Annotated in this window: 9 protein-coding genes; 4 read left to right on the top strand and 5 right to left on the bottom strand. The window is 70.4% G+C overall.

What is annotated here, in order from left to right; genetic code table 11:
- Positions 1-211 precede the first annotated feature (211 nt).
- The 3 genes from POL67_RS19975 (at position 212) to POL67_RS19965 (ending at position 4,830) form a co-directional block, all read left to right on the top strand.
- Positions 212-2,293, top strand: a complete 2,082-nt coding sequence (locus tag POL67_RS19975) for a serine/threonine-protein kinase (protein ID WP_271919331.1) — start codon at positions 212-214, stop codon at positions 2,291-2,293.
- A 40-nt stretch (positions 2,294-2,333) separates the two neighbouring features.
- Positions 2,334-3,722, top strand: a complete 1,389-nt coding sequence (locus tag POL67_RS19970; protein WP_271919329.1) for a CCA tRNA nucleotidyltransferase — start codon at positions 2,334-2,336, stop codon at positions 3,720-3,722.
- A gap of 130 nt (positions 3,723-3,852) precedes the next feature.
- A complete protein-coding gene (locus POL67_RS19965) occupies positions 3,853-4,830 on the top strand; it encodes a glycosyltransferase family 2 protein (RefSeq protein ID WP_271919327.1) in 978 nt (325 codons plus the stop codon).
- Between the two features lie 6 nt (positions 4,831-4,836).
- Here the strand turns inward: POL67_RS19965 and POL67_RS19960 are convergent, their stop codons facing one another.
- A complete protein-coding gene (locus POL67_RS19960) occupies positions 4,837-6,660 on the bottom strand; it encodes an asparagine synthetase B family protein (protein ID WP_271919324.1) in 1,824 nt (607 codons plus the stop codon).
- Between the two features lie 77 nt (positions 6,661-6,737).
- On the opposite strand from POL67_RS19960, the gene POL67_RS19955 reads away from it, so the two are divergent.
- Positions 6,738-7,310 carry a class I SAM-dependent methyltransferase gene (locus POL67_RS19955; protein WP_271919322.1) on the top strand — a complete coding sequence of 191 codons (573 nt, stop codon included), beginning with the start codon at positions 6,738-6,740 and terminating at the stop codon, positions 7,308-7,310.
- A gap of 6 nt (positions 7,311-7,316) precedes the next feature.
- Here POL67_RS19955 and POL67_RS19950 read toward each other — a convergent pair whose 3' ends face one another.
- From POL67_RS19950 to rfbF, 4 genes are read right to left on the bottom strand one after another with little or no spacing between them, the layout of a single operon-like run.
- The gene (locus tag POL67_RS19950) at positions 7,317-9,032 is read right to left on the bottom strand and encodes an asparagine synthase-related protein (protein WP_271919320.1); all 1,716 of its coding nucleotides are present in this window, start codon (positions 9,030-9,032) and stop codon (positions 7,317-7,319) included.
- The gene (locus POL67_RS19945; protein ID WP_271919318.1) at positions 9,032-10,564 is read right to left on the bottom strand and encodes a lipopolysaccharide biosynthesis protein; all 1,533 of its coding nucleotides are present in this window, start codon (positions 10,562-10,564) and stop codon (positions 9,032-9,034) included. The genes POL67_RS19950 and POL67_RS19945 overlap by 1 nt, the downstream gene beginning before the upstream one ends.
- Positions 10,561-11,598, bottom strand: a complete 1,038-nt coding sequence (locus POL67_RS19940) for a GDP-mannose 4,6-dehydratase (RefSeq protein WP_271919316.1) — start codon at positions 11,596-11,598, stop codon at positions 10,561-10,563. The genes POL67_RS19945 and POL67_RS19940 overlap by 4 nt, the downstream gene beginning before the upstream one ends.
- Positions 11,583-12,371 carry a glucose-1-phosphate cytidylyltransferase gene (gene rfbF / locus POL67_RS19935; protein WP_232379526.1) on the bottom strand — a complete coding sequence of 263 codons (789 nt, stop codon included), beginning with the start codon at positions 12,369-12,371 and terminating at the stop codon, positions 11,583-11,585. Before rfbF ends, POL67_RS19940 begins: the two co-directional genes overlap by 16 nt.

Here is a 12,371-nt window from a genome sequence, read left to right as displayed (position 1 = left end):
GCAGAAGGGGCGCGGCGCAGCACGTGGGAGCTTCGGGGCGGGCATGGGAGGCGTGTCGGGACGACGGCGTGGGGCCCTTCGGGGGGTGCCTGATCGCGTCCCTGACGGCCAATCGAGCCTGGACCGGACAGACGTCCTCCACGCTCTTCTCGGGCTCGCCGCGTCCTGCTACGATGGCCCCTAGCTTCCCGAACTATCTGCGATCTCCTGCATGTCGCCCCCCGACAACGAGCCCCCTGCCCTGCCCAAGCCGCCTGCGGTTCCCAAAGTCGCAGCGGGGAGCTCGCCCCAGCCCGGGGGCGGGAAACCCGCGACGAAACCGCCGCCTGCGCCTTCTGCCGCGCCGAAGCCGCCGCCCCCCGTGCCGCCGATCCCCGCGGGAGCGGCGCGTGCGTCTTCGCCCGGCATCCCGCGTCCGGCAACGCTGCCCTCGCTGAAGAAGCCGCCGCTCCCGTCGACCGCGCCCGCCGCGGCCGCGACGAACCCCGCGAGCGTGCCTCCGCCAGCGATGCCGAAGAAGCCTTCGATCCCCGCACCGCCGCCGGTGATCCAGATCGAAGAGGAGCCGCTCGATGCGGACCTCGCGATGCTGGCGAGGTCGCAGATCGAGATCGACACGGGCGCGCGTCGGAGCCGCATCTCGACGCCCGACGGTGATCCCCCGCGCCGCAGGCTCAGCTCGAACCCCGACGAGCCGCAGCCGACGTCGCGGCGCTCGTACGAGGATCTCCTGCCTGCGTCGCGCCGCGGCGAGCAGGACCCGGACATCCCGCCGCCCACGCACGTCGACGCGGAGCGCCCGCCGGGCTCGAAGGATCCGTACATCGGCACGACCTTCGATCATCGCTACAAGATCGAAAAGCTCCTCGGCGAAGGCGGCATGGGGTTCGTCTACCTCGCCCGCCACAAGGTCATCGACAAGAAGGTCGCGGTGAAGGTCCTGCGCTCCGACATGGCGCGCGACCGCGAGATCCTCGAGCGCTTCCTGCAGGAGGCGCGCGCCGCGTCGAGCATCGGCAACCCGCACATCATCGACATCTCCGACTTCGGGGATCTGCCGGACGGCTCGACCTACTTCGTGATGGAGTTCCTCGACGGCAAGAGCCTGATCCAGCTCAACGAGGACAAGGCCAAGCGGCTCGAGCCCGAGCTCATCGCGAAGGTCGCGATCCAGATGGCGAACGGCCTCGCGGCGGCGCACGAGCGCGGCATCATCCACCGCGATCTCAAGCCCGAGAACATCTTCATCATCCAGCGCGGGATCGACAAAGAGTTCGTCAAGATCCTCGACTTCGGCATCGCGAAGGTCGCGACGAGCGGCGACAACAAGCTCACGCGCGCGGGCGCGGTGTTCGGCACGCCGCACTACATGTCGCCCGAGCAAGCCGCGGGCGCGCCGCTCGATCACCGCACCGACATCTACTCGCTCGGGATCATGCTCTACGAGATGGTGAGCAACCAGCTCCCCTTCGTCGCAGACAACTTCATGGGCATCCTGAGCCAGCACATGTACCAGGCGCCCACGCCGCTGGCGAAGCTCGGCCTCGAGCCCCCGTGCCCGTTCGATCTCGAGGCGATCATCTTCAAGTGCCTGTCGAAGGCGCCCGAGGATCGTTACCCCGACATGGCCGCGCTCGCGGCCGATCTGCAGCGCTTCCAGCAGGGCCACGTGCCCGACGCCGTCGCGGAGATGACCTCGCGGCCCGACGGGCTCACGGCCTCCGTGCCCGACGGGGTCGCGGACAAACCGAAGAAATCGCCCTGGCTCCGCTTCATCGCCGTCGGCGCGGTGGTCATGGGCGCGACGCTCGGCACGGTGCTCATCCTGCTGAGCGGCCCGCCGCCGAAGACCGATCCCGGCGCGGTCACCTCGCAGGTCGTCACGGCGCCACCCGCGCCCACGGCCACGAGCGCCGCGAAGAAGATTGTGCTCGTCGACGTGGATCCGCGGGACGCGAACGCGTCGACGACCTACGCCGGCAAGCAGCTCACGTTCCCCGCGAACTTCGAGGTCGAGCCGGGCAAACCCGTGACCCTCGAAGTGAAGGCCACGGGCTACACCACGCAGACGATCACGATCGACGGCTCGCAGGAGAAGCAGACGCTCAAGCTCGTCGCGATCGCGGGGACGACACCGGCCACGACCGACGCCGGGACCGCGCGCCCGCCGACGACGAAGGGCGGCGGCGGCGTGCACGTGGGCCCCCTGCCCACGACGAAGAAGGGCAACAACGCGGCGAGCAGCGGCGGGGACATCGTGGACATCTACCACGGCGGCTCCAACAAGCCGTGACAGGCGTCTCCGCGCCAGAAGCGTGGTAAAGCCGAGCGCCGTGGAAGGCGTCGCTCACCTCATCGAAAAGGTCCCCGAAGACGTGCTCGGGATCTGCCGCCGCCTGCGCGAGAACGGCAAGCGGGGCTGGATCGTGGGCGGCTGCGTGCGCGATCTCCTGCGCGGCGAGCCCGCGAAGGACTGGGACGTCGCGACCGACGCGCGGCCGGAGGAGGTCATGCGGATGTTCCGCAAGGTCATCCCCACGGGCCTGCAGCACGGCACGGTCACGGTCCTCCTGCGCGGCGTGCACTACGAGATCACGACGCTGCGCGGAGAAGGCGCCTACAGCGACGGGCGCCGCCCCGACGCGGTGGAGTTCGTCGACGACATCAGCGCGGACCTCGCGCGGCGCGACTTCACGGTGAACGCGATCGCCCTCGATCCCGTGGACGGCCACGTGATCGATCCCTTCGGCGGCGAGCGTGATCTCGACGCCCGCGTGGTGCGCGCGGTGGGGGATCCGCGCGAGCGCTTCGGCGAGGACGGGCTCCGGATCCTGCGGGCCGCGCGCTTCTCGGCGACGCTCGGGTTCGCGATCGATCCCGACACCGAGCGCGCGATGGGCGAGCCGCGCTCGCTCGTCACGTTCCGCCGCGTGAGCGCCGAGCGGGTGCGCGACGAGTGGCTGAAGAGCATGCGCGCGCCGCGGCCGAGTGTGGCGTTCGAGGCCATGCGCCGCACGGGCGTCCTCGAGATCACCTGCCCCGAGCTGCTCGAAGCGGTGGGCTGCACGCAGAACAAGTGGCACGCCTTCGACGTCTGGGGCCACGTGATGGCCTGCCTCGACGCGAGCGAGCCCGCCCCGCTCCTCCGCGTGGCCGCGCTCCTGCACGACATCGCGAAGCCGCGGACGCGCGCGTTCTCCGACAAGACCGGCGACTACACGTTCTACGATCACGAGAAGATCGGCGCAGAGATGACGACGGAGATCCTCGGCCGGCTGCGCTTCTCGAACGACGAGCGCGACCGGATCGCCGCGCTCGTCCGGCATCACCTCATCTGTTACGACGAGGGCTGGACCGATGCGGCCGTGCGGCGCTGGATCCGGCGCGTCACGCCGGATCTCGCGCCGGACCTCTACGCGCTGGCGCTCTCGGACGTGCGCGGCAAGGGGCGAGACCCGACGGACGAGGTGCACGCGATCGAGCGGCTGCGCGAACGCGCGACGAGCCTGCTCGCAGCGGGCGCGCCCCTCGGGACGAAGGATCTGAAGATCCGAGGAAACGAGCTCATGCGAGAGCTCGCCATCCCGCCCGGGCCCGTGGTCGGCGAGATCCTCGCGGCGCTCGTGGAGGTCGTGACCGACGATCCGACCGAGAACGAGCGCGGCCGGCTGCTCGTGGCGGCGCGGCGGCTCTACGACGAGCGACGGAAGAGCGACGGGTGAGAGCTGTTCCGCAGGCGAAAACGCGTCGACACGCGGTGCCCGGTTGGGTAGACGGCGCTCCGTGACGCGCACGTCTCTTCCCGCTCCGAGCCTCGTGTGCAAAACGTCCCCCACGAACGCCGCTTGAACCATGCAGACGACCCACGAGCCCTCCGAGAAGAGACTCCCGACGCTGCCGGACCGCGCAGGGATCGGTGACGAGGAAAAGCGCCTCGGCGAGGCGTTTCGCGCGCGGTACGCCTCCGAGTTCCGCGAGCTCGTCGTGCGCCGCGAGGTCAAGGATCCCGCCGTCACGCTCGTCGTGATCTCCTACCGCGCCGGCGACTACCTGCTCGACTGCTTGCGCCACCTCCGCGGGCAAACCGTCGCGCTCGATCTGCCGTACGAGATCCTCCTCGCGGACAGCGGCGGCCTCGAACATCTGCGGGATCGGTACGGCAACCTCGTCGACGTCGAGCTCCGGCTGCGCGACGGGCTGCCGCTCAACGTGGCGCGGAACGCGGCGATGGGCTGGGCGCGTGGCGAGCTCGTGGCTTACATCGACGACGACGGCCTCGTCGTGCCCGATTGGGTCGAGTACGGCGTGAACCTCTTCCGCGACGAGACCATCGGCGCCGCGCGCGGCCGCATCGTCCCGCACAAGCACCCCTGGTACAACGTGTGGGCCGGCCACTACGACCGCGGCGACGACCTGTGGGACGAGGACAACGTCTCCACCGAAGGCAACATGCTCATCCGCCGCGCGGTCTACCTCGCGATCGGCGGCTTCCGCGACGATCTCTACGGCGGTGAAGGGCTCTACCTCGCCTACTGCATGAAACGCGCCTTCCCCGCGCTGCGCTCGGTCTACGCGCCGGGCATGATCATGCGGCACGACTACTGCCGATCCGTGCGGGAGTTCATCTGGAAGTCGCGCCGGTACAAGGACGTGCGCAAGAACATCACCGGCATCGAGCCCGCGTTCGACGCCTACATGGCGACCTTCGACGCGCGGAAAAAGCCCGTCCGCAAGCGCACGCCGACGGAAGAGGTCGTCCTCGCCGGCATGCGCGCGGCCCAGAAGACGATCGCGCGCATGCCGATCTTCGACCGCGTGAAGCGACGCTGACTGCCCTCAGGTCACGCGCACGATCGTGGACTCGGCCTCACGAAGCTCGCCTTCGAGCTCCACGACCGTGAGCAGACCGAGCACGATGCGCAGGATGCGCGCCTTGTGCGAGCGCGCGTGCAGGAGCAAGAGCGGCGAGCGCAGGGCCGTCAGCGCCCGGGACGACGCCGGCTGGGGGACGCCGAGCACCACCGCGGCCACGTCGAGGAAGGCCCGGAGACGCGCCGGAACGACGAGAGGTTCGAGCAGAGACGTCGCGTCTTCGAGGCGCTCGCGGATCACGCGCCACTGCCCCACGAGCGCGGGCTCTTGCCAGCCCGAGCCCAGGATCGGCCGCGCGTGCGGCACGGGCTCCATCGTGATCGCCGCGCGCGCGTTCGTGCTCCGCGCGACCATGTCGGCCTTCCACGAGGCCTTCGCGAAGGGCAGCTCCACGAGCTCGGGCCAGAGCCGCGACATGAGCTCGAAGTGCACACGAGCCCCCGTGCGATCCGCGAGCGGCAGACCGCCGAACGCGCGCTGGATCGCGGGGTGGTAGAGCAGGTTCAGGACGAGCGCGGTGATGCCGTCGCCGAGGCGCGCCTGGCCGATCCAGCGCGGGACGTACTGCCGCGCGTAGTAAGCCTCGTGCAGGTGCTCGGGCGCCGTGCCCCGATCGAGCTCGCCCTTCATCCAGCGGGCCGTGCGCGAGACCTGCGTCGAGAGCGCCTCCGGGCGAAGCACGCCGCCGAGGTTCGGCGCGTGGAACCAGAAGCGCGCCGCGGCCTCGGGATGGGGCGAGGCTGCGCCGCGGCTGCGGTAAAGCTCGCCGAAGAGGCCGTGCAGACCGAGGCGCGCGTGGTACGTGACGGCGCCCGTCATGTCCCACGCGTTGAGCGCGCCCTCGGTCAGCGCCACGTGGCGGCGCAGGTCTTCGAGGATGCGGGTGCGCGGCGGCGGGTCGATCCGTTCGAGGTTCAGGCCGAACCGATCGGCGATGCGCCGCGCCACGAGGTGATCGGCGTGCTCGGGCGGGACGCTGATGTAGAGGTTCGCGCGCTTCTCCAGGCCCGCGCTCTTCAAGGCCGCGAGGACGAGCCGGCTGTCCTTGCCTCCCGTCAGCGCGGCGAGGATCGGCTTCTGCGTGCCCGCGATCCACATGAAGTTCGAGCGCAGGTGCTCCGCGAGCCTGTCCCAGTCGGGCGTCGCGCCCGGGATCGCGGGCTCGCCGCCGCCGAGCGCGCGAATCTCGACGGGGCCCGCGTCGCGGGGCAAAACGACGGCCGTGTGGGCGTCGACGAGCCGCACGCCGCGCACGGCCGTGCCTTCGGTGCAGACGAGGTAGCCGGGTGAGATGAGCCCGCCGAGCGCCTCGAAATCGGGCGCGGGGCGCGGGCCGAGGGCCTTCATGAGCTCCCAGAGCAGCCGCGCGCGGTTCGAAACCGCGAAAAACCCCGACTGCTCCGTCATGTACACGTGCTCGGTGCCGACCGGATCACAGGCCACGAAGAGCCCCTCGTCCGTGAGCCTGCACATCGACCACTCGCCGTGAAAACGGCGGCGGAGGGCCGGGGCGTCGGGCTCCCGCAAGACGTCCACCGCGCTGAGGAGGCGGCGATCGTCGGCCACGCCGTACCCCGTGATCACGGCGGCCCCGCTCGCGTCCTCGTGCCAGCGCGGCTCGGGCCAGAGGCCCTCGTCGCGCAGGAAGGCCCAAAGCTGGATGCCGCCGCGCGTGGCGGACAGCCGCGCCTCGGGCACGAATGGCAAGGCGCGATCGAGGCGCGCGGCCAGGCCCTCGGGCAGGGTTTGGGGGTCCTTCAGGCGGAGGGCGAGGTAACACGAGGACATCGGCGCGCCGGGTCCTGTATACCCGATCCCGAGGCTCCTGCTTGCGCGGAGGCGGCCTCGTGTGACAAGGGGTTCGGGTGTTCGTCGACGAGTCGGAGTGGATCCGCGACGTGCTCGTAGCAACGCCGCTCGAAAAGGGCGCGACGGTGCTCGACATCGGCTCCTCCACGCTCCACTTCCGCACCGTCGTGCAGCCGCACCTCGATCGGAACGTGTTCGCGCCGCTCCGCGCGCGGGGCCTCCAGGTCCTGCACCTCGACGCGCGGCCGGAGCCGGGCGTCGACATCGTCGCCGACGTGACGAACCTCAAAGGCGTCGATCGCACGTTCGACCTCGTGCTCTGCACGAACCTTTTGGAGCACGTGACCGATCGCGAGGCGACGCTCCGCCACGTGGCGCGGGTCGTCGCGCCCGGCGGCCTGCTCGTGCTCACGGTGCCGCGGCGGTACCCGATCCACCGGGACCCGATCGACACGGGGTATCGCCCCACGGCGGCGGAGCTCGCGGCCCTGCTCGGCTGGCCCGAGGTCCTGCGGCAGGAGGTCCTGACCATCCGCGCGCCCGAGCACTACCAAGGCTTCAAGCGCGCGCTGCGGCGGATCTTCTCGCCGTGGCAGATCGCGTGCGTGCTCGCGCGAAAGCCTGCGTAAAGCGGCTCAGCGAGGCGCCCACACGCGCTCGGAGAGCACCAGGCTCGCGAGCAGGGCGATCTGCGGCATGCCGCGACGTGAGCCCGCCTCGACGCCCGCGAGGAGCCGCGCGACGGACGCTCGGTCGAAGCAACCGAAACGATCGACGCCGGTCCGGGGGTCGAGGAGCAGGTCGCGCAAAAACCCGCGAAGGCGCGCCGATTTGCGGAAGACCGCGTCATGATCGAAAAAGGCCGCGGCGGGCGGATACGGCGGCTTGCGGAGGCGGCGGACGAGCGTCTCCACGACACCTCCGCGCGGGACGGGCCAGCCGATGCGCTGCCAGGGGATCGCCGCCATGCGAGGAAATCCCTGCCAGAAGAAGGGGGCCTGGAGCGCGGCGTCGAGGCGCGCCTCGGGGGCGACGGCGAGCAGCCGATCGATGAAGCGCGGCGCGAAGAACGGAAAGGCCGAGCGCGCCACGCTGCGCCAGAGCAGCGGGCCATTCACCGTGAAACGCCGGATGCGGTGCCGCAGGATCCAGAAGTCGGACCAGCGGGGATCGTCGAGCGGATCGGCTTCGAGGCTCTTCGCGAGGGAGGCGCGGGCGAGATCGAGCATCTCGCCGCGGGCCTCGGGCACGAGCAGCTCTTGCCAGGCCGGGCGTTCGAGGCGCGCGCGGGAAGCCCAGAGCAGGCGATGGCGCGCCTCGGGGCTGCGCGCCGTGAGGTGCTCGCGGCGGAGGAAACTCCCGCCGAGCACGACGTCGCCGGCGAACCCGTCGAGCCGCAGGATCCCCTCGGGAAACGAGCCCGTCAGGCTGATGCCATAGGCGTGCAGCACGTTGAGCTGACCGTCCGTCAGCACGGACGCGCGGACGGCGTGATCGACCAGCCAGTCGTCGTCGAGGCCAAGCGCGCGCCACGGGACGCCGAGCGTGCGGCAGACCTCTTCGGCGATGCCGATGTCCGGCGTGCGCTCGCTGGTGCCGGAGAACGTGAAGGCCGAAGCGGAGGCGCCCGCTTCGACGGCCGACGCGAGCAGGAGCCGCGAGTCGAGGCCACCGCTCAGGGGAACGACGAGGGGCTGATCGCCACGGGTCGCAAGCGCGCCCGCGAGGCCCTCGCGCCAGAGCGGGATCAACGCGGAGACGGCCGCCGCCGGCGACATGCCGCGATCGATCGGAAGCTCGGCGTAACGGAAGCGACGCGGGAAACTCAGGCCCGCGGGGCCGATCTCGAGCGCGGCGCCTTGCGGCAGGGCGGTGACCTCGCGGCGCAACGTGCGCTCGCCGAGCAGGTGGTCGAAGGCGAGCAGCTCGGCGAGCGCGTGCCGATCGATCGAAGAACGCGGCGAGAGCTTTCCGAGGAGGGCCGCCGACGTGGAGACCACGACACACGCGCCCACGGTGCGGACGTAGACGAGCGCGAAGCCGTGACGATCGACCTCGACGACGGCCACGCCCCGCGCGGGATCCCAGCTGCAGAGCAGCCACGGCGGTACGAGGCGCGCGGCAGGGCTCTTCGTGTCATCCCCGCCGAAGCCGATCGCGTGCCCCGCGGCGCCGGGCGCGCCGGGGCAAACGATGCGCTCCCCGGCATGCTGGGGGAAGAGGGCCGCACGGAAAGGTCCTTCGTGCAGCGACGAAGCCGCGCTCCCGAGATCGCGGGTCAGCTCGCGAAAGAGCGCGGCCCCCTCGCGCTCGGCCCCCGCGGGCGTGTACACGCCGATGAGCGTGGGCATCAGAGCGCCTCCTTCGGGGCCGTCTCCTCGACGGGCGCCTCGGCTGCTGCCGGAGCCTTTGCGGGCGCCTTCTTGTCGCGCTTGAAGTACCCGAGGAACGCGCGCACCTCGGTGGTGATGGGCGGGTAGATCACGCGCAGCGTCGCGACGTACACGAGCAGCATGATCAACGTGAGCCCCACGAGCCGCGCGACGTCCCCGACGATCCCTGCGGGCAGCAGCGTCGCGAGCTCGAGCCGCGCGATCCCCCCGGCTGCGGTCGCGGCCGCGGTCGCGACCGTTGGCACGACGAGCACGCCGAGGAGCCGCGAGAGCTTCATCTCGATGTAACGACACGCCAGCCACTCGGTGAAGAGCGTACCGGGCACGCAGAGGATCGAGATGCTCACGGCGACGCCGAGGGTCCCCCAGCGCACGCCGATGCTCATCGCCGTCGTGAGCCCCACGAGCCACGCGATGTTCCAGTAGAGCTCCACGGCGGGTTTGCCGCGGGACTTGAAGATGATCCCCACGAGCGTGCCCACGGCCTTCAGCGCGCCCGCCACGCTGAGCGCGCGCAGCGGCCCCACGGCCGGCAGCCACCGCGGCCCGTAGGCCAACGCCACGAGCTCGGGCGCGACGACCGCGACCCACGCGAGGATCGGAAAACTCACGATCGCCACGGCGCGCGAGATCTTCAGGTACGTCTCGCGCATCTCGTCGAGCTTGTCCTGGATCGTCGCGAACGCCGGGAACATCACCTGGCTGAAGAGCGAGGCGATGCGCGTGAGCGGGAACGTCATCGTCTCGTACGCGAACGTGTACGTGCCGAGCGCCGCGGTCCCGAGCCGCTTGCCGACGATCATGTAGTCCATGTTCGCCGACAGGTAGTTGATCGCGTTCGCCCCCGCGACGTAGGCGCTGAACGAGAAGAGCTCACGCGCGTGCGTCCACGTCGCGCGGAAACGCGGCCGGAACGGGCTCGACAGCGTGTACGCGATGACCGCGACGAGGTGGCTCGCGAGCGGGCCGAACACGAGCGACCAGTACCCGACGCCGAACGCCGCGAGCCCCAGCGTGGCCACGCTCGCCGCGACATTGCGCCCGGCCTCGATCGCGGCGACACGCCCGAACCGAAGATCACGCCGCAGGAGCGCGGCGTGCGTCGAGGCGAAGGGGCCGATGAGCAGCGGGAGCGCGGAGACCAGGACGAGCGACACGACACGCGGCTCGCGGTAGAAGACCGCGAGGGCCGGGGCCGCGGCGACGCTCACGAGGAAGAGCACGGCGCCCATCGAGATGCTCATCCAGAAGGCCGCGTCGCGGTGCCCGTCCGTGAGCTCCTTGCGCTGGATCGTCGCGGCCGTGAGGCCCATGTCGCTCAGCGCGCCGAGGAAGCCGAGCAGCACCGTGCAGAGCCCGACGAGGCCGAAGTCCTCCGGCACGAGCAGCCGCGCCAGGACGAGCGTCCGCACCCAGCCGAGGGCCGTGGCGAAGGTCTGGCTCGCCCCGAGCGCGACCCCGCCGCGCGCCGCGCTCCGTAGAACGCTCATCCGGCGGCGCGGCGGCCTTCACGCGCGAGGAAATCGCGGTACCAGGCGGTCGTGCGATCGAGGCCGGCGACGAGGCCATAACGAGGCTTGATGCCGAGCACGCGCCGCGCCTTCTCGGCGTCGAGGTACTGGTGCGCGATCTCGTGCGTCGCTTGCCCGCGCACGTCCGGTTCCAGGCTCGACCCCATGCGCTCCAGGATCGCGCGGGTCATCTCGAGCACCGTGAGCTGGTTGCCCGCCGAGATGTTGAACGCCTCGCCGTGGACCGCGGGATCTTCCATCGCGCGGGCGAGGTCGAGGTACGCGTCGACCGCGTCCTCGACGTAGAGGTAGTCGCGGATGAGCGTGCCGTCGCTGCGGATGACGGGCCTGCGGCCGGCGACGATGTCGCGGATCACGCCGGGCACGATGCGGTTCCAGTTGAGGTCCCCGCCGCCGTAGAGGTTCGCGCAGCGGGTGATCGTGATGGGCAGGCGGTAGGTCACCCAGTACGTCCGGGCGATGAGGTCCGCGCAGGACTTCGAGACGTCGTACGGATGCTCCCCCCGCAGCGCCATCGACTCGGTGTACGGCAAGGTCTCGTGCGAGCCGTAGGCCTTGTCGCTCGACGCGAGCAGCACGCGGCGCACCTTCGGCGACCTGCGCGCCGCCTCGAAGACGTTCCAGGCGCCGGCCACGTTGCTCTCGAACGTGCTCACCGGGTTCGCGTTCGCGATGCCCACGATGGTCTGCGCGGCGAGGTGGAAGACCGAGTCGATCTCGTGCTCGCCCATCACGCGTTCGAGCAGCTCGCGGTCGCGGATGTCGCCGCTCACGAGCGTCATGCCCTCGGCGATCGTCGTCCCCTTCGCGCCCTTGGCGAAGAGCCTGGACGTGGGGACAAAATCCCGCACGAGGCCCACGACGTTCGCGCCGAGCGAGACCAGCCGCTCGCTGAGCCACGATCCGAGCAGCCCCGTCGCGCCCGTGACGAGGACGTTCCGATCGCGGAAGAACGCGCGATCCGCCTCCTCGTCCCTCACCAGACCTTCCACGGCGCTCCTCCCGTCCACAGGCTCCGGAGCATCTCCAGATCACGCATCGTGTCCATGCACTGCCAGAAGCCGCGGTGCTCGTAGACCATCAGCTCGCCGTCCTTCGCCAGCCGCGCGAGCGGTTTTCCTTCGAGCACGCAGCCATCGTCGTCCTCGAGGTAATCGAAGAACTTGCGGCTGAAGACGAAGAACCCGCCGTTGATGCAGCCATCGTGCATGAGGGGTTTTTCGTTGAACTCGACGACACGCGACCCGTCGCGGAGCAGCTCGCCGAAGCGCGACTGCGGAAAGACGCCCGTCACGGTGCCGATGCGCCCGTGCTCGCGGTGGAACGCGAGCAGCCGCCCGATGTCCACGTTCGACACGCCGTCGCCGTACGTCACGCAGAACGTGTCGGTGTCGACGTACTTCTCGATGCGCTTGATGCGCGCGCCCGTCATCGCGCGCTGGCCGGTCTCGGCGAGCGTCACACGGAAATCTTCTTCCTCGGCGGCCGGCGACTCGTGCAACGTGATCGCCCCGCCCTTGCCGAGATCGAGGGTAAAATCGCGGCTCATGGCGCGGTAGTCGAGGAAGTACTGCTTGATGACCTCGCCCCGGTAGCCGAGACACACGATGAAGTCGCGCAGCCCGTGGTGCGCGTAGCTCTTCATGATGTGCCAGAGGATCGGACGATCCCCGATGGTGATCATCGGCTTCGGCCGAAACTCGGTCTCCTCCCGGAGACGCATCCCCTGGCCACCCGCGAGGATGACGACCTTTTCACGCGACAC

Source organism: Polyangium mundeleinium (assembly GCF_028369105.1).
Lineage (GTDB): Bacteria > Myxococcota_A > Polyangia > Polyangiales > Polyangiaceae > Polyangium > Polyangium mundeleinium.
The sequence above is the reverse complement of the archived record's forward strand: the minus strand, read 5'-3'. Positions and strand labels throughout refer to the sequence as shown.

Excerpts from the sequence above, each read along its gene's own strand:
- POL67_RS19975 (WP_271919331.1), top strand. The coding sequence starts at position 212 with ATGTCGCCCCCCGACAACGAGCCCCCTGCCCTGCCCAAGCCGCCTGCG.
- POL67_RS19965 (WP_271919327.1), top strand. The coding sequence starts at position 3,853 with ATGCAGACGACCCACGAGCCCTCCGAGAAGAGACTCCCGACGCTGCCG.
- POL67_RS19960 (WP_271919324.1), bottom strand. The coding sequence starts at position 6,660 with ATGTCCTCGTGTTACCTCGCCCTCCGCCTGAAGGACCCCCAAACCCTG.
- POL67_RS19950 (WP_271919320.1), bottom strand. The coding sequence starts at position 9,032 with ATGCCCACGCTCATCGGCGTGTACACGCCCGCGGGGGCCGAGCGCGAG.
- POL67_RS19945 (WP_271919318.1), bottom strand. The coding sequence starts at position 10,564 with ATGAGCGTTCTACGGAGCGCGGCGCGCGGCGGGGTCGCGCTCGGGGCG.